The organism is Nakamurella multipartita DSM 44233 (assembly GCF_000024365.1).
Classification (GTDB): Bacteria; Actinomycetota; Actinomycetes; order Mycobacteriales; family Nakamurellaceae; genus Nakamurella; species Nakamurella multipartita.
The window spans coordinates 4353221-4376624 of record NC_013235.1; the positions used below are offsets into that span (position 1 = coordinate 4353221).

General features: G+C 71.4%; 22 protein-coding genes. 4 read left to right on the forward strand and 18 right to left on the reverse strand.

The window, feature by feature from the left end:
* Positions 1 to 7: 7 nt before the first annotated feature.
* From NAMU_RS19520 to NAMU_RS19570, 11 genes are all read right to left on the reverse strand, one after another.
* Complete coding sequence (locus NAMU_RS19520; RefSeq protein ID WP_015749062.1) at positions 8 to 1735, reverse strand: DUF885 domain-containing protein; 1728 nt, start codon at positions 1733 to 1735, stop codon at positions 8 to 10.
* A 10-nt stretch (positions 1736 to 1745) separates the two neighbouring features.
* Complete coding sequence (gene mnhG / locus NAMU_RS19525; RefSeq protein WP_015749063.1) at positions 1746 to 2135, reverse strand: monovalent cation/H(+) antiporter subunit G; 390 nt, start codon at positions 2133 to 2135, stop codon at positions 1746 to 1748.
* A 5-nt stretch (positions 2136 to 2140) separates the two neighbouring features.
* A complete protein-coding gene (locus NAMU_RS19530) occupies positions 2141 to 2401 on the reverse strand; it encodes a monovalent cation/H+ antiporter complex subunit F (protein ID WP_015749064.1) in 261 nt (86 codons plus the stop codon).
* A complete protein-coding gene (locus tag NAMU_RS19535) occupies positions 2398 to 2997 on the reverse strand; it encodes a Na+/H+ antiporter subunit E (RefSeq protein WP_015749065.1) in 600 nt (199 codons plus the stop codon). Before NAMU_RS19535 ends, NAMU_RS19530 begins: the two co-directional genes overlap by 4 nt.
* Complete coding sequence (locus tag NAMU_RS19540; protein ID WP_015749066.1) at positions 2994 to 4631, reverse strand: Na+/H+ antiporter subunit D; 1638 nt, start codon at positions 4629 to 4631, stop codon at positions 2994 to 2996. The genes NAMU_RS19535 and NAMU_RS19540 overlap by 4 nt, the downstream gene beginning before the upstream one ends.
* Positions 4628 to 5002 (reverse strand): NADH-quinone oxidoreductase subunit K, encoded by a 375-nt coding sequence (locus NAMU_RS19545; RefSeq protein WP_015749067.1) that lies wholly within the window; start codon positions 5000 to 5002, stop codon positions 4628 to 4630. Before NAMU_RS19545 ends, NAMU_RS19540 begins: the two co-directional genes overlap by 4 nt.
* Positions 4999 to 7869: a Na+/H+ antiporter subunit A gene (locus NAMU_RS19550; RefSeq protein ID WP_015749068.1), complete on the reverse strand. Its 2871-nt coding sequence runs from the start codon at positions 7867 to 7869 to the stop codon at positions 4999 to 5001. The genes NAMU_RS19545 and NAMU_RS19550 overlap by 4 nt, the downstream gene beginning before the upstream one ends.
* Before the next feature lie 180 nt (positions 7870 to 8049).
* On the reverse strand, positions 8050 to 8421 hold the full coding sequence (locus tag NAMU_RS19555) for a WhiB family transcriptional regulator (RefSeq protein WP_015749069.1): 372 nt from the start codon (positions 8419 to 8421) through the stop codon (positions 8050 to 8052).
* A gap of 85 nt (positions 8422 to 8506) precedes the next feature.
* Positions 8507 to 9007 carry a universal stress protein gene (locus tag NAMU_RS19560; protein ID WP_015749070.1) on the reverse strand — a complete coding sequence of 167 codons (501 nt, stop codon included), beginning with the start codon at positions 9005 to 9007 and terminating at the stop codon, positions 8507 to 8509.
* Between the two features lie 15 nt (positions 9008 to 9022).
* The gene (locus NAMU_RS19565) at positions 9023 to 10396 is read right to left on the reverse strand and encodes an MFS transporter (protein ID WP_015749071.1); all 1374 of its coding nucleotides are present in this window, start codon (positions 10394 to 10396) and stop codon (positions 9023 to 9025) included.
* Positions 10393 to 11049 (reverse strand): SRPBCC family protein, encoded by a 657-nt coding sequence (locus tag NAMU_RS19570; RefSeq protein WP_217180516.1) that lies wholly within the window; start codon positions 11047 to 11049, stop codon positions 10393 to 10395. The genes NAMU_RS19565 and NAMU_RS19570 overlap by 4 nt, the downstream gene beginning before the upstream one ends.
* 123 nt (positions 11050 to 11172) lie before the next feature.
* Here NAMU_RS19570 and NAMU_RS19575 point away from each other — a divergent pair, with 123 nt between their 5' ends.
* On the forward strand, positions 11173 to 12267 hold the full coding sequence (locus NAMU_RS19575; RefSeq protein WP_015749073.1) for a LacI family DNA-binding transcriptional regulator: 1095 nt from the start codon (positions 11173 to 11175) through the stop codon (positions 12265 to 12267).
* A 1-nt stretch (position 12268) separates the two neighbouring features.
* On the opposite strand, the gene NAMU_RS19580 is transcribed toward NAMU_RS19575, so the two are convergent.
* From NAMU_RS19580 to NAMU_RS19590, 3 genes are all read right to left on the reverse strand, one after another.
* Positions 12269 to 12952 (reverse strand): hypothetical protein, encoded by a 684-nt coding sequence (locus NAMU_RS19580; RefSeq protein WP_015749074.1) that lies wholly within the window; start codon positions 12950 to 12952, stop codon positions 12269 to 12271.
* Between the two features lie 20 nt (positions 12953 to 12972).
* A complete protein-coding gene (locus NAMU_RS19585) occupies positions 12973 to 14829 on the reverse strand; it encodes a substrate-binding and vWA domain-containing protein (protein ID WP_015749075.1) in 1857 nt (618 codons plus the stop codon).
* Positions 14830 to 15081: 252 nt separating this feature from the next.
* Positions 15082 to 15714, reverse strand: coding sequence for an alpha-ketoglutarate-dependent dioxygenase AlkB (locus NAMU_RS19590; RefSeq protein WP_015749076.1), 633 nt, complete (start codon positions 15712 to 15714; stop codon positions 15082 to 15084).
* A 378-nt stretch (positions 15715 to 16092) separates the two neighbouring features.
* Between NAMU_RS19590 and NAMU_RS19595 the strand changes: the two genes are divergently transcribed.
* On the forward strand, positions 16093 to 17190 hold the full coding sequence (locus tag NAMU_RS19595) for a trans-sulfuration enzyme family protein (protein ID WP_217180518.1): 1098 nt from the start codon (positions 16093 to 16095) through the stop codon (positions 17188 to 17190).
* A 16-nt stretch (positions 17191 to 17206) separates the two neighbouring features.
* On the opposite strand, the gene NAMU_RS19600 is transcribed toward NAMU_RS19595, so the two are convergent.
* The 3 genes from NAMU_RS19600 to NAMU_RS19610 form a co-directional block, all read right to left on the reverse strand.
* A complete protein-coding gene (locus tag NAMU_RS19600) occupies positions 17207 to 17776 on the reverse strand; it encodes a pyridoxamine 5'-phosphate oxidase family protein (RefSeq protein ID WP_015749078.1) in 570 nt (189 codons plus the stop codon).
* 43 nt (positions 17777 to 17819) lie between these two features.
* The gene (locus NAMU_RS19605; protein WP_015749079.1) at positions 17820 to 18824 is read right to left on the reverse strand and encodes a LacI family DNA-binding transcriptional regulator; all 1005 of its coding nucleotides are present in this window, start codon (positions 18822 to 18824) and stop codon (positions 17820 to 17822) included.
* 110 nt (positions 18825 to 18934) lie between these two features.
* Positions 18935 to 20401, reverse strand: coding sequence for a mannitol dehydrogenase family protein (locus tag NAMU_RS19610; RefSeq protein WP_015749080.1), 1467 nt, complete (start codon positions 20399 to 20401; stop codon positions 18935 to 18937).
* Positions 20402 to 20682: 281 nt separating this feature from the next.
* Here NAMU_RS19610 and NAMU_RS19615 point away from each other — a divergent pair, with 281 nt between their 5' ends.
* Positions 20683 to 21411, forward strand: a complete 729-nt coding sequence (locus NAMU_RS19615; RefSeq protein WP_015749081.1) for an SDR family oxidoreductase — start codon at positions 20683 to 20685, stop codon at positions 21409 to 21411.
* Between the two features lie 24 nt (positions 21412 to 21435).
* A complete protein-coding gene (locus NAMU_RS19620) occupies positions 21436 to 22434 on the forward strand; it encodes a LacI family DNA-binding transcriptional regulator (protein WP_015749082.1) in 999 nt (332 codons plus the stop codon).
* Here the strand turns inward: NAMU_RS19620 and NAMU_RS19625 are convergent.
* Positions 22406 to 23404: a DUF4432 family protein gene (locus tag NAMU_RS19625; RefSeq protein ID WP_015749083.1), complete on the reverse strand. Its 999-nt coding sequence runs from the start codon at positions 23402 to 23404 to the stop codon at positions 22406 to 22408. The genes NAMU_RS19620 and NAMU_RS19625 overlap by 29 nt on opposite strands.

A 23404-nucleotide genomic window follows, 5' to 3' on the forward strand; every position in this document is an offset into this window, starting at 1 on the left:
GGGCGATCTACAGCAGGGCCAGCCGGCGGGCCAGCACGTCCAGCCCCATCGCGCCCATGTTCAACGCATCGGTGTGGAAGGCCCGCAGATCGAACGCGTCGCCGTGCCGGCGGCGGGCGGCGTCCCGGCCGGCCAGCCATACCCGTTCGCCGACCTTGTAGCCGGGCGCCTGGCCGGGCCAGCCCAGGTAGCGGTCGATCTCGTACCGGCAGTGCGCGGGATCGGTGACGGTCCTGGTCAGCAGGAACTCCAGGCCGAGTTCGGGGGTCCACCGCTCCCCCTCGTGGAACCCGGTCCCGGCCGGGATCTCCAGCTCCAGATGCATGCCGATGTCCAGGACCACCCGGGCGCTGCGGAACAGCTGAGAGTCCAGCAGGCCCAGCAGCCGCCCGTCGTCGGCCAGGTAGCCCAGCTCGCGGACCAGCCGCTCGGCGTACAGCGCCCAGCCCTCGGCGTGCGCGGAGTAGTCGGCCAGCAGCCGCTGGAAGTCGTTGAGGCGGTCCCGGCGGTAGACCGAGGTGGCGATCTGCAGGTGATGGCCGGGCACGCCCTCGTGGTAGACGATGCTGGCCTCACGCCAGGTGTTGAACACCTCGCGCCCGGGCTCGACCCCCCACCACATCCGGCCGGGCCGGCTGAAGTCGTCGCTGGGGCCGGTGTAGTAGGCGCCGACGATGCCGCCGGGCGGGGCGATCAGGCATTCCAGCCGGCGGATCGGCTCGGGGATGTCGAAATGGGTGCGGCCCAGCTCATCGATCGCCCGGTCCGACAGGTCCTGCATCCAGGCCTTGAGCGCCGGCACCCCGGACAGTTGGTGGGCCGGGTGGCGATCCAGCGCGGCGGCCGCCCCGGCCGGTCCCTCACCCGGGGCGATCCGTTCGGCCACCGCCCGCAGTTCGGCCTCGATGGTGAGGAATTCCGACCAGCCCCATTGGTAGGTCTCCTCGAGGTCGATGACCGCGCCGAGGAAGTCGCGGGAGGCCAACGCGTACCGCTCCCGGCCGACCGCGTCTTTCGCCGGCGCCCGCTCGCGCAGCTCGGTCCGCAGGAAGTCGCCCAGCTCGGCGTACGCCTGGTCGGCGGCAGCCGCAGCCGCGGCCAACTCAGTAGCCAATTCAGTGGCCAACTCCCCGGACACCGCGGTGGAGCCGTCCGGACCCGCGGTGAGGGTGCCGGCCAGGCCGGCGAAAAAGCCCCGCTCGGCGGTGCGGCCGGAGTAGACGTCGCACTGCTCGGCGCACCGGTCGACCTGCCGGACGGCGGCGACCTGGCCGTTCTCGGCCGCCTGCAGCAGGCTCTGCCGGTACCCCAGCAGCGCGGCCGGCACCACGGCCATCCGCCGGGCGATGGTCTCGACGTCGGCGGTGGTGTCGGTCGGCATCAGATCGAACACCTCGCGCACGGCCTGCAGCGGCGAGGCGAGGACGTTCAGGTCGGCGTGGGCCCAGCCGGAGCGGTACCGGTCGGCGTCGACCTCGAGCCGCTCGGCGAGCACCTCCCGGGCGATGTCGTCGGCCGGCCCGGTGGAGGGCAGCTCGGCCAGGCGACGCGCGGTCGCGGTGGTGAACTCGTACCCGTCGGCCAGCCCGGCCGGGCTCAGATCGTCCAGCCGGTCCTGGGCGACGGGCAGGCCGATATAGGTCGCAATGATCGGCCGGCGGCGCGCGTACTCGGCCACGTAGGCGTTGGACAGTTCGGTGATCGGTGAGGGGCTCTCCGGCTCAGTCGGTGACATCTGCCGCAGGCTACTCGGCCGGCCCGGCCGGGCTCCCGTCCTTTTCGGCCCGGCGCTTCTGGGCGAACGCGGCCGACTCCTGGGCCTGTACCTCGTCGTCGACGCTGTGTCGGTAGGCCGCCCGCACGGTCAGGTGGGCCGAGACCGGGGCGGTGACGAACTGCAGCACCACGATCAGCACCAGCACGCCGATGACGGCCGGCGACTGCAGGCGCAGCCCGACCCCGAGCATCAGCAGCATGATGCCCAGCACCTGCGGCTTGGTCGCGGCGTGGATGCGGCTCATCGTGTCCGGGAAGCGCAGCACCGCGACGCCGGCCAGCAGCGACATCAGTGCGCCGAGCACGATCGCCACCGAGGCGATCCAGTCCAGCACGGTCAGATCGTAGACGTCGAGCATGCCGGTCACCTCCGATCCCGGGGCATCAACTTGGCCAGGCTGGCCGAGCCGAGGAAGCCGAGCAGGGACACCACGACGGCGATGACCAGGGTGATCGAACTGTCGGACACGGCCGCGGTCAGCACGATGACGCCGACCAGGATGGCCAGCAGCACGTCCAGAGCGACGGCCCGATCGATCTGGGTCGGCCCCTTGACCAGCCGGATGGCGGCCAGCAGTGCCCCGATCCCGAAGAAGGTGCCGGCGATCATCGCGATCAACGTCATCGCGCACCCCGATCCGACCGGCGGGCCGGGGCCGGGGTGACCGCGTCGTCGCCCAGGGCCCGCCGGATGCGGTCCTCCTGCGCGAGCACCTGCGCGGCGAAGTCGGCGTCGGACTGCTGCGCGGCGTCGAGCACGTGGATGGTCAGCGTCCGGGTGCTCGAATCGGCATCGATGATCAGGCTGCCCGGGACCAGGGACACGGCCATGCCGGTCAACGCCTCCAACAGGTCGGAGTCCGAGGCCAACTGGACCTGGGTCACGGTGGACTCAGGCAGGCGGGGCCGGACGGCCAGCCAGGCCACGTGCACGCTGGCCACCACCACGTCCCACAGGAAGCGGGCGATGAGCACCAGCGCCCGGCCGGGATGGAACCCGAACCGGAAGTGCATGGTTGGCAACGGGAACAGCAGCAGGATCAGCACGCTGACCAGCACCCCGATCAGGATGACGATCAGCGAGGCCGACCCCCACAACGCCATCCAGACCAGCACCAGGGCGACCAGCGTCATCACGTAGGGCGCCCAGCCGCCGCTGCCGGGGATGCGGGCGCCCCGGACCTGGACGGCGCGGCGGCGCAGCTTGCGCACGGGGCTCATCCGGTCCCTCCACTGGCGCCCGGTGGGGCCGGCGCGCCCGAATCGAGCACGGCGGTGACGTAGATGCTGCGGTCGCTCAGGCTGGCTCCGGCCTTGGCCGCGATCTCGTAGATCGGCCCGCCGGCCACGGTCAGCAGCAGGCCGACGGCCACGATCGCGGTGGTCGCGCCGACCATGCCCATCGGCAGCCGGGCGGTCTCCTGCCGGGCCAGGCGCCGCTGCGCCTCGCGCTGCACCCGACGCCGGGTCAGCAGCGATCGGCCGGACTCGGTCTCCTGCGCGTCCCCGCCGATTGCGGTGGGCTCGGGCTGCGGCCGCCAGAACGCCCGCCCCCACACCCGGATGATCGCGTACAGGGTGAGCAGGCTGGTCAGCGCGCCACCGGCGACCAGGATGTAGGCCAGCACCCGGCCGTCCTGCACGCCCGCCTCGAACAGGCCGACCTTGCCCAGGAACCCGGACAGCGGCGGCACCCCGGCCAGGTTCATCGCCGGGATGAAGAACAGCACGGCCAGCATCGGGGCGGCCGAGGCGAGCCCGCCGAGGCGGGCCAGCACGGTGGTGCCGGCGACCCGCTCGATCAGACCGACGGCCAGGAACAGCGCGGTCTGCACCAGGATGTGGTGGGCGACGTAGTAGATGGCCGCGGACAGTCCGGTCTCCGAGGCCAGGGCGACGCCGAAGAGCATGTAGCCGATGTGCGAGACCAGGGTGAACGAGAGCATCCGTTTGATGCCGGACTGGGAGATGGCGCCGAGGATGCCCACGATCATGGTGGCCAGCGACGCCAGCATCAGCAGGGTGCCGAACGAGCCGGTCGGGAACAGCAGGGTCTGCACCCGGATGATCGCGTAGATGCCGACCTTGGTCAGCAGGCCGGCGAACACCGCGGTGACCGGGGCCGGCGCGCTGGGATAGGAATCGGGTAGCCAGGCCGACATCGGGAAGACCGCCGCCTTGATGCCGAAGGCGACCAGCAGCAGCGCCTGCAGGGTGGCCACGATGCCGGCCGGCAGCGCCGGGATCTTCTCCGACAGGTCGGCCAGGTTCACCGTGCCGGTCGCCGCGTAGGCCATCGCGATGCCGGCCAGGAAGATCAACGACGACAGCAGCGAGACCACGATGTACGGCGCGCCGGCCCGCAACCGCTCGCGGGTGCCGCCCGAGGTGAGCAGCACGAAGCTGGCGGTCAGCAGGATCTCGAAGCTGACGAACAGGTTGAACAGATCGCCGGCGATGAACGCGTTGGACACGCCCGTAACCAGGATCAGGAACGTCGGGTGGAAGATCGAGATGGGCACGTCCGGGCCGGATTCCCGGTCGGCGATGCCCTGCGAGATGCCGTAGACGAGCACCGCCAGCGACACCACGGTGGAGACCACCAGCATGAACGCGGCCAGTTCGTCGGCGACCAGGGTGACGCCCAGCGGGGCCGTCCAGCCACCGATGTGCATCACCATCGGACCGTTGCTGGTGACCTGCGCGATCATGATCAGCTCGACGAGCAGCTGGACGCTGATCACGGTCACCGAGATGGTCCGTTGCACCCGGGGCCGCCGGCTGGCCACCAGGGTGAGGGCGGCGCCGGACATCGGCAGGATGATGCTGACGGGCAGCAGCCAGGTCCAGGTCATTCTTCACCCGCCCCGGCTTCGGCGTCGGCGAATTCGTCCGGTTCCAGCTCGTCCTCGATCTCGGGGTCCTGGGTGTTGCGGAAGTTGCGGTAGGCCATCGCGAACAGGAAGGTCGAGACGGCCAGGCTGATCACGATCGAGGTCAGGATCAACGCCTGCGGGATCGGGTCGGCCATCTGCTCGCCGTTCGCCGCCTCCCCCACGATCGGCGGCACCCCGCCCACGCCGGTGGTCAGCAACAGCAGGTTGATGCTGTGCCCGGCCAGCAGGAAACCCAGGATCACCCGGATCAGGTTCCGGGAGAGCATCAGGTACACCCCGGCGGCGAACAGCCCGCCGATGGTGACGGCCAGCACCAGGTTGGTGGTCATCGGGCACCCTGCCGATCCCGGGTCGAGGAGGTGCGCTCGCTGCGTTCGAGCATGCCCTGCCGGTCCAGTTCGGCGCCCATCGCCCGCAGCACGTCCAGCACCAGACCGATCACGATCAGGTACACCCCGACGTCGAAGATCGACGAGGTGACGAACTTCAGGTCACCCAGCAGCGGCACGGTGGCCTTGAGGATGGTGGACTGCAGCGCGGCCCCGCCGGCGATGACGCCGTAGATCGCGGTGGCCGCCGAGATGAACAGCCCGGTGCCCATCAGGATGCCCGGGTCCCAGGGCGCGGCCTCGCCGAGTTCGTAGGCGCCGCCGGCGATGTAGCGCAGGGCCAGGGCCAGCCCGACGATCAGCCCGGCGGCGAACCCGCCGCCGGGGGCGTCGTGGCCGACGAACAGCACGTAGACGGAGAACACCACGATGACGTGGAAGATCATCCGGGTGACGACCTCGAGCAGCAGCGAACGCCGGGGCATCCAGTTGGTCGCCAGCCAGGGCGACGGCTCGTGCGGCCGGCTGGTGCTCGATTCCTGGGTGGGCCGTCGCGGGGTCCGGCCGGTGCGGCGGACCAGGAAGATCATCGACGCGACACCGGTGGCCGCGGCGATCAGCACGGTCAGCTCACCGAAGGTGTCCCAGGCCCGGACGTCGACCAGGATCACGTTGACGATGTTGTAGCCGCCGCCGAATTCGACGGCCGGCCCGGCCAGATCGGCCGAGACCGGGGTGGCCACCCGGGTACCGGGGATGATCAGCGCCAGGCCGGTCATCAGCGCGCCGGCGGCCACCGCGATGATCGCCCGGAAGGCGTTGCCGCGGTGCTTGGCGAACAGCAGGTCGTCGGGCAGCCGGGTCAGCACCAGCAGCGCCGCGACCAGGGTGATGGTCTCCACCAGGATCTGGGTCAGGGCCAGGTCGGGAGCCCCGCGCAGGATGAACAGCACGGCCATCGCATAGCCGATGCCGCCGACCATCATCACCGCCGGCAGGGCCCGGCGGGCCCGCAGGGTGGCCGCTGCGATGGCCAGGATGACCACGCAGATCACCAGCGTGCCCGGCTGCCCGATCACCTCGACGTCCTTCGGGCCGACCCCGGAGGTGAGGAGCATGGTGCCCGGGAACAGCACCAGCACCAGCAGGATCGCGCCCAGCGAGACCGGCAGCGACCCGCGCTGGGTGGCGTTGGTGACGCCGTCGGCGACGACGTCGACACCCTTGATGCCGACCCGGTAGGCGATGCCGGGCTCGGCCCCCGGCCGGGCGATCAGGTCCCGGCGGCGTTCCCAGGCGCGCTGGCCGAGGAAGACCGCGGCGCCGATCAGCCAGCCGGCCGCGGACAGGGCCAGCGGGATCGACCAGCCGTGCCACAGGGCCATGGCCCCCGGATGGGTCGGCCCGGCGGTCTGCGCGTACGACTGCAGCAGCGGTTCCAGCAGCCCCGGCGCGATGCCCAGGACCAGCCCGATGGCCACCATCGCCATGGTCGGTCCGACCATGAAGGCGCTGGTCGGGGCCGGGTCGGCGGCCGGCACGTCCTTCTTGGCCGCGAACGCGCCCCAGATGAACCGGGCGCTGTAGGCGGTGGTGATCGCCGAGCCCAGCGCCATCACCACGACCGCGACGTACCCGCCGGTACCGCCCTCGAGCAGGCCGGCGTAGTCGGCTTCCTTGGCCGCGAAGCCGAGCATCGGGGGGATGCCGGCCATGCTCAACGCGGACAGCACGGCCAACGTGGCCAGCAGAGGCATCCGGCGGCCCAGTCCGGACAGCTTGGTCAGGTCGCGGGTGCCGGTGGTGGTGTCGATGATGCCGACGGTGAAGAACAGGGGCGCCTTGAACGTGGCGTGGGCGATCAGCATGGCCAGCCCGCCCAGCAGCGCATCCGGGTTGCCGGTGCCGATGACCAGGGTCATCAACCCCAGCTGGGAGACGGTGCCGTAGGCCAGCAGCAGCTTGAGGTCACGCTGGCGCAGGGCCAGCACCGCGCCGAAGAGCATGGTGCCGCCGCCCAGCGCGATCAGCACCGGCTGCCACACCGGCAGCGTGGCGAACGCCGGGGCGAGCCGCAGGAACAGGTAGATGCCGGCCTTGACCATGGTCGCGGCGTGCAGGTACGCGCTGGCCGGGGTGGGTGCGGCCATGGCCCCGGGCAGCCAGAACTGGAACGGCACGATTGCCGACTTGCTGATGCCGCCGACGATCAGCAGCAGCACCGAGACGGTGACCAGCGGGCCGGACGGCGGGGCGGCCAGGATCTCCGAGATGGTGAAGGTGCCGGCCAGTGTGCCCAGCATCACCGCGCCGATCAGCATGACCAGCCCGCCCGCGGTGGTCACCATCAGCGCCTGCGACGCGGCCGTCCGGGACGACTTCTTGCCCGCGCGGTGGGCGATGAGCAGGTAGGACAGGATGCCGGTGAGCTCCCAGCAGACCACCAGCAGGATCAGGTTGTTCGCCCAGACCAGGCCGAGCATGGCCCCGGCGAACGCGACCAGGGAGCCGCTGTACTTGCTCAGGCCGTCGTCGTCGGCCGGGAAGTACCGGGCCGAGTACAGCAACACCAGCATGCCGATGAACGCGATGATCAACGTCAACGCCATCGCCAGTGCGTCCATCCGCAGGTCGATGGCCAGGTCGAGGGCCGGCACCCACCGGGTGGACGACGTCAGCGCCCCGCCGTTCATCACCGACGGCAGCATGGCCGCGGCCCAGACGGTGGTGGCGGCCGGCAGCAGGGCAAGCACGATCAGCGCGCCGCGGCCGAGCCGGCGGCACAGCGCCGGAGCGAGGATCGCCAGCGCCAGGTACAGCAGCAGCAGCCAGGGCGCGACGGCGAACAGACCGGTCGGGCTCGTCATCGGGCCGCCCCGGAGGGCGTCGGCTCGCCACCGAGGCGTGGCGGGTCGGACGGGCGCACGAATCTCCCGGAGGTTGGTGGGCGGGCTCCCGACCTGATCCGATCGGGAGGTATCTACCCTACCGAGTGGCTGTGACACTCCGGTGTCGCGCGCACGGCGAGCAGGCAGACACCCGGGCCGTCAGCGCTTCGTCAGCTCATCGACGTGGTCGACGGGCTGGACAGACCCCGCTCCGCTGCCGTCGGGCTCGGTCGAGTCCGGTCCGGGTGTTCGATGTCGCCGGTGCAGGCCCAGCAGGATCAGTCGTTCGTCCTCGGACAGGCCTCCCCAGACCCCGTACATTTCTCGTGCCTGGAGCGCGTGTCGGCGGCATTCGTCGATGACGGGGCAGCCGGCGCACACGTCTTTGGCCTGCCGGACCCGTTCGATCCGCTCTGGGCCACGTTCACCCCAGGGATGGAAGAAGAACGCGCTCGGCATGCCACGGCAGGAGGCGGCGACCTGCCATTGCCATGCTTCGATGGTCGGCGACCGCATCGGGCGGGTCTGCATGGTGCGCGCGGCACCTCCGATTTCTTTCTGTCGGTCGACCGACCCGGCCGGCCCGGACCGGAACCTCGGCTACTCGGCTACTCGGCTACTCGGCCGGAGCGTCCTCGGGGACCGCCAGGTCGCCCTGGTCGTACTCGGGCCGGACGATGAGCACGTCGCACCGGGCCCGTTTGGTCACTTCCGTGGCCGTCCAGCCCAGTACCCGATCGGCGAGGCTGCGGTCGTGCAGGGCCCCCAACACGATCAGGTCCGCGCTCCGGTCCTCGGCCGTGACGACCAGCGCCGTGGACGGATCGCCGTCGATCAGCAGCGCCGCGGCGACGGTCGCCCTCTCGGCGGTCGCGACCCTCATCGCCTCGGCCAACGCCACGGATGCGGCCTCGCGCCCGAGGACCTGACCGGTGCGGCTGTCGCCACCGAGGGTGGCGACGTTCTTGGCCTCGGTGCGACGGGACAGCTGGGCGTAGGCGCAGACGATGACCAGATCGGCATCGTCGTGCTTCGCGAGCCAGGCGGCCCGCCCGACAGTCGGTTCGGCGAGTGCGGAGCCGTCGGTGCCCACGATGATCGTGCGGTAGTCCTTCATCGGGATGGTTCCTCCTCAGTGCCCAGCCGGGATGAACGCGACGTCGTCCACATCGCGGACGATCGGCGGTTCCTTGATCCACAGCATGAGAACGCCGGCAATTCCGAGGAAGACGGCGGCGAACCGGATCGCATTGTTGGGGTTGTCCCCCAGCAAGTTCTCGTAGATCGGCCCGAACGTCAGCGACTGGATGAGCATCGGGATGACGATCATCATGTTGATGATGCCCATGTAGACCCCGAAGCGGGTCGACGGGATCATCCGGACCGCCATGATGTAGGGCACGCCCATGATCGAGGCCCACGCGATGCCGAGTCCGATGATGGGGATGAAGATCAGGTACTGGTTGGTGATCGACGGCACGATCATCAGGCCGGCGGCGGCGAGCAGCAGGCACACGCAATGCACCGTTCGGGCCCCCCGCCGCTTGGCGAACGACACCAGCGAGAACGCCACGCAGAACGTCACGATGTTGTACCAGCCGTTGACCAGGCCGGTCCACGCCACCGCTTCTTCCTTGCCCTCCGGCGTATCGGGGAAGGACGACTTGGCGATGGACAGCGCGATGAACTGCCAGTAGCAGACCATGCCGTACCACTGGAAGAAATACACCAGCGCCAGCTTGCGCAGTGGCGGGGGCATATCGACGATCGCCTCGCCGATTTCCTTGACGGCCGGACCGAGGCCGCCCTTCTTGGCCCGCAACGCCGCGAGTTCCTCGTCGCTGGGCGGGATCTCCTTGGTCCGCAGGACCGAGACCAGCACCGTGCCGATCGAGCAGACGGCGCCGAGCATGAAGGAGCCGACCACCCAGTACGGAATGCCGGCCGCGGTGGCCCCGGTGATGAACTTCTGAAAAACGAACAGCGAGATGTTGGCCAGCGTGATGCCCAGGCCGGTGAAGAACGACTGGGCGAGGAAGCCCTTGCCCAGTTGGGACGGCGGCAGTTTGTCGGCGATGAAGGCGCGGTAGGGCTCCATCGCGGTGTTGTTGCTCGCGTCCAGCAGCCACAGCAGGATCACGGCCATCCAGACGGCGGTCACGAACGGGAAAAAGAACAGGCACAGGCTGCAGCCGATCGCGCCGACGAGGAAGAACGGCTTCCGGCGGCCCCAGCGTGGACTCCACGTCCGGTCCGAGAGCGCGCCGATCAATGGCTGGATCAGCAGACCCGTGATCGGGCCGGCGAGGTTGAGGATCGGCAGATCGTGCGGGTTCGCGCCGAGGAATTCGTACACCGGGTTGATGGCGGTCTGCTGCAACCCGAAGCTGTACTGGATTCCGAAAAAGCCGAGATTCATGATCAGAATCTGCGGCATGGTCATCAGCGGTTTGGTCCGGACGACCGACATGTGCTGCAGGTTGGCCGATGTGGACTCGTTGCTCATCGTCTTGCCTCCTGCCCGGCGGTACCGAGGAAATCCGCGAGCCGGTTCAGCTCCTTCTCCCAGGCCTCGCCGTGCCAGCCGGCCACGTCGGGCTCGTACGGTCCCTGGATGATCCGGACGAGCGTGTCGTGGCGCCCCATCTCGGTGAATTCCACCCGCAGCTCCAGCGGTACCGCCGGGTCGATGCCCGGGTCGCCGGTGATCCGCTCCCGCGACACGAAGACGTCCGGCTCGAAGAACTCGGTGTAGACCCCGTCGGTGGTGACCGCGAGGCCGTCCGATTCGCGCACCGTGACGTGATGGTGCCGGCCCCCGGGCTTCGGCTCACCGACGAGCCCGGACGGTTCCACGTGCCAGCCGGGGGAGCCGCGCCATTGGGCCAGTTCGGCCGGCACGGTCCAGGCCCGGAACACTTGCGGACGAGGAACGTCGAATTCGCGTTCGACCGTCACGATGACGTTGGCCGTCATTGGCATTCCCATCTCGTCTGGGCCTTGGGCCAGCCCTGGTCCGGCATCTGACTGCTGACGGAGCCGACATTGTCGATCATTGAACGTGCAACAAGTGGCACGCTCGAGCGGTTCGGTGAATGTTTCACCGGATTCTGGCACCGCCTTTTCATCCTTGCAAGACGAACTCGATAGCGCGTTCACGAACTGTAGCGCACCGGTTAATAGTTGGCCGAATGAGCAAAACCCGCCGTGTGCAACGTTTCATCGGTTGCCGCGGCGTGATGATCCGGCAAGCGACGCAGCCGGGGTGGCTACGCTGTCCGGGTGAGTGACAGTTCCGAGGCAGCCGCGGCCGGCCGTGTGAACATCGTGGCTGTCGCGCAGCGCGCCGGGGTGTCTCCGGCGACGGTGTCCCGCTCGCTGCGCGGCATGGCGAAGGTTGCCCCGGAAACCCGGCAGCGAGTCCTGGATGCCGCCCGCGATCTGTCCTACGAACACTCCCCTCGGGCATCCGGCATGGCCTCCGGGTCACGCCGCGCGGTGGCGGTCGTCGTTCCGTACATCACTCGCTGGTTCTTCAGCACCGTCACCGCCGGAGCCGTCGACCACCTGCGCGTCAACGGCTACGACGTCACGCTCTACCACCTGGGCGATGCCGCGATCCGCGACCACTTCTTCGAGCGCATGCCGCTCGACGCACGAGTGGACGGCGTCCTGACGCTGTCCATGCCGCTCACCGAGGAGCACACCCTCGCCCTCCGCGCACTCGACATTCCCTTGGTGAGTGTGGGATCGCCGATCCCCGGCTCACCGTCGGCCGGGATCGACGAGAACGCGGCCGCCCGAAGCGCGGTCAACCACCTCCTGCATCTCAAACATGAACGGATCGGGTTCATCGCCGGCGAGGCCGACGATCCCCGGTTCGACTTCGTCTCCTCGGCGGCCCGCCGCCTCGGGTACGAGCAGGCGTTGCGGGCCGCCGGCCTCACGGTCGACGAGCGCCTGGTGGCCGCGGGCCCGCACGGTCTGGAGGGTGGCGCGGCCGCGATGACGCAGCTGCTGGCTCGGTCGATCATGCCGACGGCGGTGTTCGCGGAGTATGACGAGCTTGCGATCGGTGCGCTCTGGGCGCTTCGACGATCCGGACTGGACGTGCCCGGCGACGTCTCGATCATCGGAATCGACGACCACGAGATGGCCGCGATGCTCGACCTGACCACGATCGCCCAGAACGTCACCGCACAGGGCGAGATCGCCGCTCAGCTGCTGCTGCAGGTCCTGCGGGGAGAGGCGGGCGAGGCTGCCGTCGACCCCGTGCTCCTGCCGACGAGGTTGATGCTGCGCGGATCGACCTCACCGCCTGGCACGGCCCGGTCCGCGTCCCGCCGACGCACTCGTCGCCCGGACCGGGGTCGGTGACTCAGAGCATCGCCCGGGTGCGCGAGGCGTCGGTCTCCAGCTCGGCGAAGACCAGCCGGATCGCGTCCAGGGAGTCGTTGACGTCGGCCGCCCGGCTCCCCGCGTCCGTCTCCATGCCGACCAGCCCGGCGGTGGTCGAGAGTTCCAGCAGCCGCGCGTAGAGTTCGCCGACCTCGCCGACGGCGTCGTGCAGCTTGGTCAGCAGCTGCTCGCGCCGGCCCCCGATCCGCTGCACGGTGGCCTGCACGTCGGCCGATCCGGGCAGCTGCCGGGCCACAGCCTGGGCCTTGACCAGCGCGTCGTCGACGGCGTCGACAGCGAGCGCGACGTTCCGGGCGACGCGCTCGGCCTCGACGGCGGCCTCCCCGGCCTCGCGGGCGGTGACGCCCACGGCGGGCGACTGCGGACCGGACGCCAGCCGGCCCAGGTCGGCCCGGTAGCCCTGCAGGGTCTGCAGCATGTCGTGCTGCACGGTGCCGCGTCGCAGCTGCGCCGGCGGCGGCTGGTCTTCCTTGCGCACGGCCCCGCCGACGACCGCGGCCACGCCGAGCATGCCCGCGCCGACCAGCCCGGCCGCGCCGACCGGCAGACCGATCGCCCACGCCGACCCCGCGCCGATACCGGCAACCACCAGGCTCCACGGGTCGCGCAGCGAGCGGAGTGCACGGGCGGCGAACGAAGCCATTCCCCGATCCTTGCCGATGCTCAGAAGTTGGACAGCACGTCGGAGAACACCTTGTCGATGCTCGTCGGGTTCCGCGCGTCGTAGGCGGCGGCCCGGGACGCCTCGGAGATCTCCTGCAGGGTGGCCAGGTCCGCATCCGGACCGTAGGCGATGGTGAACACCCGCACCCCGTCCTCCTCGGCGCTCGCGTTCAGCTCGCGCAGCAGACCGTCCAGATCGTTGTCGGTGTACTCATTGCGACCGTCGGTCAGCACGACCACCGCGTTGATCGAGTTCGGATCCTTCTGCGCGTTCATCGCCTTCGCCGCCTCCCGCGTCGCCGCGTACAGCGGGGTGCCGTTCAGCGGGGTCAGGCTGGAGATCGCGTCGATGATCGGCTGCCGGGTCTGCGCCAGCGGCCCGACACCGACCAGGTCGGCGGTGATCGTGTCCGGGGTGGGCAGGTCGGTGGTGAACGCCCACAGCCCCATCTGATCGGTGTCGGTCAGCTGACCCAACGCCGATGTCGCGGCCTTCTTGGCCAGGTCGAGCTTGGACTCGCTGCCGTACCCCGACTCGCTGGCCATCGACCCGGACACGTCCATCACCACCAGGACCCGGGCGGGCTTGCGGACCTGCGTCCAGAGGGCTCGGACGTCGCGCAGGACCGACGGGCCCGGCGGGTTGAGCGCGATCGTCACGCCGTCCGCGATCAGGTACGGACTCGACGTGATCGGTTCGCCGGGCTGGTGGTCCGCGGTGCGGAAGTTCGCCTCGGTGAACACCTTCTGCTGCTCGGGCAGCAGCAGGAACTCCATGAAGTCCTGCGCGCCGGCCTGCTTGTCGGCGGTCGACCACGGGGCGTCGAGGATGACGAACGGGCTGTCGCTGTAGAGCGTGCCCTCCTTCGGGTACACCGCGACCAGCGGCACCTTCGGCGGTGCGTGGTCGCCCAGGGTGGCCGGGTTCCCGCTCGGGTTGCCGGCGTTGTAGTCCAGAACGCTCTTCTCCTCCACGGCCACCGCGGACACGTAGCCCAGGGCCGCGCCGGAGTCGTCGGCGTGCTGCAGGTTGGTCAGGTAGGTCAGCGTGGTGTCGCCGTAGTGGATGACGGCGGTCTCGACGTCCTTGAGGTACTGCTGCACCTCCGGCCGCTGCAGGGCCGCCTCGGTCAGGTCCGACGACGTACCGGTGGCCGCGACCAGCGTGCCGATGGTGGCGGCCAGCCCGGAGGTGGACACGGTCGGGTTCGTCTTGCCGAGGGTGAACCTGCCCCATTCCGGGTGGCCCTTGGCCGCCCACCCTTGCGGGTCCTTGGCCAGCGCCAGCACGTCCGACCAGCCGATCTGCGCGTCCGGCCAGCCTAGTGCCCTGGCCATCGGCTCGGGCATGGCCAGCACCAGCGGCGTCGAGACGATCGACTTCGCCGCCTCGGCCGGAAGGATGGTGGGCCGGTCCTTGGCGGTCAGATCGCTGGCCAGCAGGCTGACCCAGGTGGAGGCGGCGGGCGTCCAGGCGTCCGGTGCGGGGCCGTCCAGTGCCTCGTCCCAGCCCTGCGCGAGGTTGGCCTCGGCCGTGCCGGAGGCCACCGAGTTCACCTGCACGTCGAAACATTTGCCGTCGACGGTGCGCCCGGACGAGTGGTAGGTCTGCGCCATCTGCTGCAGCAGCGCCGCCTTCTCGCTGGAGGCGGCGACGGTCACCCGGGTGCAGCCGTCGCGTGGCGGTGGCGCGCCGGTGGCGGTGGTGGTCGGACCGGAGCCGGAGGTCGAATCGTCGCCCCGGGTGGTGAACCAGCGGATGCCGACGATCAGCAGCACGCCGGCGATCACCGCGGCGACGATCGGCACGACGTTGCTGCGCTTGCGCGGCCCGGCCTGACCCGGCGGATAGCTCACCGATCACCCTCCCCTGCCCCGGTCCCGGGACGTCGGCACCGGCCGTGAAAGGTGCCGGCCGGTGACCCATTGTGCCGGGTCCGGTCGGCCGATCGGGCTACTTTTCGGTATCGGCGCCGGTCAGCGTCGGCCTTCGTCCCGGTCGACCTTGCGCCGGGCCAGCTTGCTGACGATCTTGTCGATCCAGCCCATGACGGTCTTCACATCGCCCTCCTCGCTCGTGCTCTCGTTTCAGGGTGCCACTCCGGTCCGTCAGGCGACCCCGATCGGGCGGAACTGGATGCTGATCCGCGGACCCACCGGTTTCGCGGTCTTCGGCACGGCGTGCTCCCAGGTGCGCTGGCAGCTGCCACCCATCACCACCAGGTCACCATGGCCCAGGTGGAACCTCGGCCCGGCTCCGCCGCCGCGAGGCCGCAGCGCCAGGGTGCGCCCGCTGCCGACCGACAGGATCGCGACCATGGTGTCCTGGGTCGCGCCGCGGCCGATCCGATCGCCGTGCCAGGCGACGCTGTCCGCGCCGTCCCGGTACAGGCACAGGCCGGCGGTGACGAACCGGTCCGGCGGCCCCGGCCGGTAGTGCGCGTTGAGCGCGGTCCGCGCGTCGTCGAGCACCGGGTGCGGGAACGGGACGGCACCGCTGTACCAGCACAGCAACCGCGGCACGGCCACCTGCCGGTCGTACATCTGCCGTTCCTCGGCCCGCCACGGCACGTCGCGCAGCAGGGTGTCGAGCACCTGCTCGGACCCGGTGAGCCAGCCGGGCCGGTGGTCCACCCATGCGCCGTCGGAGAGTTCGGTGCGGGTCGTCGTGCTCAGGTCGCCCAGTGCCGGCCCGGCGGTCACGTCCTCGTCGAACATCGACGGCTGGTGCAGCACGCTCATGCGAAGCAGGCTACTCCCTCTTCGAACACATGTCCGGAGTGGCCGGGTTGGGGCGGCGGCGGTACGGCGGGGGCGGGGCAGCGGGGGCACGCCCCGCCGACTCCACTCCACGTCGACCACGACAACTCCGCGACGGGGTACCCCACTCCACCTCGACCAGGAGTACCGAACCCTCAACCGGAGTTCCGTCCGCCGATCCGGAGTCGAGTCGGCCGGGCCGAAGTTCAGCCGACCCGCCCGGCGCTCATTCGCGCCCAGGGCCGCCCTCCCCGCGTTCATTCGCCGCCCCGGACGGCTGCCCCGGCCCCGGCCGGCCCCGGGTGTGAGCCGGACCGGCGCGCCGGATTGACTGGGCGCATGACGGACGAAGCTCTCCGGATGGAGACAGTGGCGATCACCGCGGGCCGGCCCTCGCCCTACCCCGGTCACCCGCTGAGCACGCCGATCGTGCTCGCGTCGAACTTCCGGGCCGACGGGGCGGTCGAGTACGCCCGGGACGGCGGCACCGACACCTGGCAGGCCCTGGAGACGGCGGTCGGCTCGCTGGAGGGGGGCGACGCGGTCGCGTTCGCCTCGGGCATGGCCGCGGCGGCGGCGATCCTGGAGTCGCTGCCGACCGGGACGTCGGTGGTCGTGCCGGCCGACTGCTACGCCGGGGTCCGGACGCTGCTGAACGAGGGCGCCGCGCACGGGCGGTGGAAGGTGACCGCGGTGGACATCACCGACACCGCGGCGACCGAGCAGGCGGCGTGGGCGGCGGACCTGCTGTGGTTGGAGTCGCCGACGAACCCGCTGATCGACGTCGCCGACCTGCCGCGGCTGTGCGCGTTCGGCCGGGACCGGGGCGCCCAGGTGGTCGTCGACAACACCTTCGCCACCCCGCTGCTGCAGCGCCCGCTGGCCGCCGGGGCCGACTACGTGCTGCACAGCGCGACCAAGTTCATCGGCGGCCACTCGGACCTGCTGATGGGAGTGGTCGTCGGCCGCGACCCGGCGGCGGCCGCGCCGATCCGGCGACGCCGGCAGCTGGCCGGCGGCACGCCCGGCGCGCTGGAGGCGTACCTGGCGCTGCGCGGACTGCGCACCCTGCCGGTCCGGCTGGAACGGGCCCAGGCATCGGCCGGCGTGCTGGCCACCCGGCTCGCCGCGCACCCGGGGGTGTCCCGCGTCCGCTACCCGGGCCTGCCGGCCGACCCCGGGCACGCGCGGGCGGCGGCGCAGATGGCCGGATTCGGCTCGATGCTCGCGTTCGAGGTGGTCGGCGGCGCGGGGCCGGCCGACGCGGTCTGCGCCGGGGTGCGGGTGGCCGTCGCCGCGACGTCCCTGGGCGGGGTCGAGACGACGCTCGAACGGCGGGCGAAGCTGGCCGGTCAGGGGCACATCCCGGCCGGGCTGATCCGGATGAGCGTCGGCATCGAGCACGTCGAGGATCTGTGGGCCGACCTGGACCGGGCTCTCACCGCGGCCACGGCCTGACCCCGAGCCGGCCGGGTCAGCCGGTGGCCGGCTCGACGTCCAGGGCCGGCAGACCGTCGATGCTGACCGCGTTCTTCTCGGCCCAGTACCGGTGAAAGTGCTCGTCGGAACGGCGTTCCTGGGCGACGTCGAGAATGTCGCGGTCGGCGCGGAAATCGAGCAGGGGCACCGACCAGCCGCAACTGTCGGAGATCCGGGTCAGCTCGACGAGGATGATCGATCGCTGACCGCTGGTCCGCGCCTTGCCGAAGTGGCTTCGGAGCGCCGCGAACTCGGGGTCGGTGGCGAGCACGGCCCGGCCACGCCCGTGCAACCGGACGATCCGGGGCGGACCGTCGAAGGCGCAGAACATGATGACGATGCGGCCGTTGTCCCGCAGGTGCGCGATCGTCTCGGCGCCGGACCCGGTGTAGTCGAGATAGCCGACCCGGGTGGGTTCCAGCACCGCGAACGTCCCGGCCATGCCCTTGGGCGAGACGTTGATGCTGCCGTCGGCGCCGGACGGCGCGGTGCCGACGAAGAACATCGACTGACGGTCGATCCATGCGTGAAGCTTGCCGTCGATTTCGGCGAACACCTGACCCATGGGCTCGATGGTGCCATCCCGCGGGCCGCCGCCGACACCGGACTCAGAACGCCGGGAGCAGCCGTTCCGACCCCCGCAGGATCAGCGACGTCGGCAAAACCGTGGTGGTGCAGGGGATATCGCTCCCGTTGAGCCGGGCCACGGCGAGGTCGGCGGCGGCCCTGCCCATCGCCTGGATGTCCTGGCTGACCACCGAGATCGGCGGGTTGATCAGCGCGGCGGCCTCGAACTCGTCGAAGCCGATCATCGGCAGGAACGTCTCGGCCAACCGGAAGGCGCGCAACGCGCCCAGGGCGGCGCGGTTGTTGGCCGCGAACACCGCCTGCGCCCGTCCGCCCGCGAGCAGATCGAGCACCACCCGCATCGCGTCGTCGACCGTGTGCACGGTGTCCCGCACCAGGTCGTCGTCGACCGGCCGGTCGGCCTCGACCAGGGCCTGCCGGTAGCCGGTCAGCCGCTCCCCCATCGTGAAGATCTCCACCGAGTCGCCGACGAAGGCGACGGTGCCGGCACCGGCGTGCAGCAACGCCCGGGTGGCAGACCGGGCACCTCCGGCGTTGTCGGCCAGCACCGTATCGGCAGCGGCCCAGTCGGACGGCCGGTCGACGAACACCAGCGGCGGCAGCGGCGGCGGGATGTCCCGCCAGGCCCGGCCCGGCGCGCGCGGCGGGACGTCGATGATCGCGTCCACCTGCTGCTCCAGCAGCCGGTCGACCAGCAGGTCGTGCCGCGCTCCGTCCTCCTCCGAGCTGGCGATGGTCAGCATGTAGCCGGCCGCGGCGGCCCCCAGTTCGATGGCCCGGGCCAGGGTCGCGAAGTAGGGGTTGGACAGGTCGCTGATGATCAGCCCGATCATCTTCGCGCTCTGCCCGGGCCGGATCCGGGCGGCGGCCATGTTGCGCCGGTAGCCCAGTTCCGCGATCGCCTCCCGGATGCGGTCGGCATAGTCCGCACCGATCGTCGGGTCGCCGTTGACATACCGGGAGACGGTCTTCAGCGCGACGCCGGCACGGTGCGCCACGTCGTTCATCGTCGGCTTGCGCTGCACGGACCCTCCGGATCGGTGGCACGGTCCGTTCGATGCTAGGGCGGCGGCATCCGCGTGGCGGCCCCGGGGACCGCGACGGCGGCGACGGGCCGGCGACAGTCAGGCGACCATCAGGCCAGGCCGGCCATGGCCGCGCGGGCGCCGACGCCGGCCAGCTTCGCGCGGGCGGCGACGAACGCGGCCCGGAAGCGGGGGTGCTCGCCCAGGTCGCCGAAGATCTCCGGCTGGTCCAGGAACACGCCCGGGTCCGCCCGCTCGGCCGCGACCGCCGCGCGCAGCTCCGGCAGCCGCCGGTCGGGCGAGATCTCGATCGGCGCTCCCGCGTCGGTGACGCCCTCCAGATACCGGCTCCAGGCCGCGACGGTCAGGGCGGCCCGGCGAATGTCGCCGCCGCCCGCCAGTTGGTGTCGAACGACGGGGAGCACGAAGGTCGGGATGCGGACGGACGCGTCGACGGTCTGCCGGGCCAGCGTGTCCCGGATCGCTTCACTGCCGAATCGCTCGATCAGCGTGCGGCAGTAGTCGTCCAGATCGATCCCGGGCACCGGATCGAGCGTCGGGATCGCCTCGGCGTGCAGGTATCCGAGCAGGAAGTCGACGAAGGCGGGCGTGCGGCACACGTCGTGCACGTACGTCTCGCCGGCCAGCACGCCCAGGTAGCTCATCACCTGGTGGGCGGCGTTGAGCAGGCGCAACTTCATCTTCTCGTAGGGCGCGACGTCGGGCACGATCTGCACGCCGACCTGCTCCAGCGCGGGACGGCCGGCGCTGAACCGGTCCTCGATCACCCACTGGCGGTAGGCCTCGGACCGCACGGGCGCGCCGTCGGTGATCCCGTAGCCGGCCACCGCGTCCCGGACCGCATCGGTGGTGACCGGGGTGATCCGGTCGACCATCGAGTTCGGGAACGCGACGTGCGCGGCGATCCAGTCGGCCAGGCCGGGGTCGGTGGCACGGGCGAACCCGGTGACCGCCGCCCGGGCGACCTCGCCGTTGTGCTGGACGTTGTCGCAGCTGAGCACGGTGAACGGCGGGGTGCCGGCGGCCCGCCGGGCGGCCAGCGCGGCGACGATCAGCCCGAACGCGCTGTGCGGCGGTTGCGCCCCGGCCAGATCGGCACGGGTCAGGACGTCGCGCGGATCGAAGGTGCCGGTCAGCTCGTCGATCCCGTAGCCGCCCTCGGTGATGGTCAGCGAGACGATCCGGGTCCCCGGGTCGGCCAGCCGGTCCACGACGGCCTGCGGGTCGTCCGGGGCGTGCAGGTGGGCCACGTGCGAGCCGATCACCCGCGGCACGGTGCCGCCGTCGGCGTCGACGGCGAGCAGCGTGTACAGGCAATCCTGGGCGGCCAGCACGTCGCGGACCGCCGCGTCCGGCGGCAGCACGCCGACCCCGCAGATGCCCCAGTCACGATCGCCGGCGGCCAGCACGTCGTCCAGGTAGACGGCCTGGTGGGCCCGGTGGAACGCGCCGACCCCGAGGTGCACGATGCCCACCCGCACCCGGTCCCGGTCGTACCCGGGGACGGCGACCCGCGGGTCGAGGGTGGCGAGTGCGCCGGCGGTCAGCGTTGACATCTTCGGGCTCCGGTTCGACGAGAACCGTTGCGAGCACCGGAATCCGAGCCGATGCCCGCACCGGAGAACGGTGGTAGCCAGCACGGTACGGAGGTCATGTCACGCGTGTCAAGCCCTTGCCGGCACTCGTCGTGACACCGGTGCCAGTTGCTGACCACGACACGCGTGACATGCCGAGCCGCAGGCGCTACGCTGACCCGACCCGGCGCGGTCCGCCCCGGGACGCGCAGCGCCGGCGGCCGAGCCCGCCGCGACCTCTCGACACCCCACGTGGAGACCTGATGACCGACTTCGACGGACGGACCATCCTGGTGACCGGCGCCGGTGGCGGGATCGGCGGCGCGACCGTGCGCCAGCTGGTCGCCGCCGGCGCCCAGGTCATCGCCGCCGGCCGCACCGCGGCCCCGCTGGACGCCTTGGCGGACGAGACCGGTTGCCGAACGCTTCTTTTCGACGTCAGCTCGGAGGACAGCGTGCGCGCCGCGCTCGACGGGCTGGACGTGGCCGGCGTGGTCAACTGCGCGGGTTTCGGCGGCGAGATCGCCACCCCGATGGACACCGACATCGACGTCTTCGACGCGGTGATCGCCACCAACGCCCGCGGCGCGCTCCTGGTCACCAAGTACACGTCCCGGTCGATGATCCGGCTGGGCCGGGGCGGGGCCATCGTCAACGTGTCCAGCCAGGCCGGGCTGGTCGCGCTGCCCGGGCACATCTCCTACGGTTCGTCAAAGGCCGCCCTGGACAACATCACTCGCGTCTGCGCCCTGGAGCTGGGCAAGTACAACATCCGGGTGAACAGTGTGAACCCGACCGTGGTGATGACGCCGATGTCGGCCTGGTACTGGGGCCGTGAGGACGTCGGCACGCCGTTCCTGGACGCGATGCCGCTGCACCGCTGGGCCACCGAGGACGAGATCGCCGCACCCATCGTCTTCCTGCTCGGGGACGGCGCCTCGATGATTTCCGGGGTGTCCCTGCCCATCGACGGCGGCTACACCTGCCGCTGACCGGCCCGGGACGAGGCTCCGGCCATGGCCACCATGCGGGACGTCGCCGCCCGGGCCGGGGTGAGCGCCAAGACGGTGTCCCGGGTGTTCAACCACGATCCGCACGTCACGGCGCAGACCCGGCAACGCGTCGAGACGGCCCTGCGCGAGCTGAACTACGTGGCCAACTCGATCCCGACCACCCTGCGCAACGGCCGGGCCCCGGTGATCGGGGTCGCCGTGCCGGACATCGTCGACCCGTTCTTCGCCCAGGTCGCCCGGGCCGCCGAACTGCACGCGGCCCGGCAGGGCATGTCGGTGATCATCGCCAGCCTGGACTCGGCCGACCGGGAACCCGATGTGGTGCAAGGGATGCTGCGGCAGGCGCTGACCGGGCTGATCATCACGCCGGCCGGCGCCGACCACGGCTACCTGCGGGCCTGGGTGGACCGGATCCCGGTGGTGTTCGTCGACCGGCCGCCGGTCGGCGTGGTCGCGGACACCTTCCTCGAGGACGATCTGCGCGGCGCCCACCTGGCCACCACCCATCTGGTGGAGCACGGGCACACCCGGATCGCGTTCATCGGCGACACGCTGACCATCCCGACGACCCGGAGCCGGCTGGCCGGCTACCGGGCCGCGCTCGACGACGCGGGGATCGCCGTCGACGACGGGCTGATCGAGCTGGGGGCCACCGACCGGTCCGGGGCCGCCGCGGCGTTCGCCGCGCTGGAGCGACTCGACCGCCGGCCGACCGCGCTGTTCTGCACCAACTCGCGCGCCGCGATCGGGCTGATCCCGGCGCTGCGGTCCAGCGGACTGGCCGTGACCACCTTCGGCGACTTCCCGCTGGCCGACATGCTGACGCCGGCGCTGACCGTCGTCGACCAGGATCCGCTGCGACTGGGACAGCTGGCCGCACAACGGGTATCCGACCGATTGGCGCACCCGCAGCGGCGGTACCAACGGCGCACCGTGCTGCCGGTCACCCTGGTGGAACGCGAGTCCTGCCGGGTCACCGACCGGCTACCCCCGGCGGGGTGACCGTCAGGGTGAGCTCGTGCCGGCGGACCGTCCCCATGGGCACCGCCGGGATGCCGGCATCCGCCGCGGCCCGGTCCGGGCCGAACAGCGGGGCGCTGGCCGGCTCGATGCCCAGCGCCCAGCGCCGGCGGGTGGGCACCGTCCACTGGTAGGAATACGGCAGAGTATCCGCGGTCCAGGCGACCTCGACGGTCAGCCCGTCCGGGGCGATGACATGCACCCGCACCCGGCCATCCGGGTCGACCCGCGGCCCGGTGTGCGCGACCACGGACTCGGTGAGCTGATCGGTCGGCTCGGGCATCGTCGACGGGTCGGGCACGGCCGGGCACGGCTCCCGTTCGGTCCGCCGGGTGCCCGGCCACCGGATCGCGGTGCCCGGGCGCACCAGCGGCGCGCCGAGATTGACGTGGTAGAGCACGGCGGCCGGGAACGGGCCCGGCCCCTCGTTGACGATCTCGTCGGCGACCCGCAGCACCGCCCGGCCGCGCTCGTCCACGGTGGACTCGATCACCCGGTCCAGCCGCGCGGTCGGACCGAGAACGGCGGCGTAGTCGACGGTGCCGGCCAGCAGGACGAACGGCCGGCCGTCCCGGACACCGCTGCGCAGCTCGACGGGCCGGCCCGGCCGGTGGCTGTGGCTGCCGTGCAGGCCGGCCCGGCCGGTCGGCGGGCCGATGTTCTCCGGACCGCAGGTCGTGAGCAGGCCGCCGGCGAACCGGGCCAGCCAGGCGTCGCCGGCGGGCACGTCCAGCGGGCGCGCGTCGGCCACCGGCGACACCCAGGCCAGCGGCCAACCGGAGTAGCAGGCCGCGCCGATGTCGAACCCGCGGTCCGGCAGCACCTCCAGATCAAGGCCGCCGGCCACCCGAGCCCGCAGCACGCCGCCGCTGCGCCCGGCGCCGTCGGAGACGGAGGCCAGCGCCTCGGTCCGGGCGACGAAGCCGCCGGCCCACAGCTGCGCGGCGTCCAT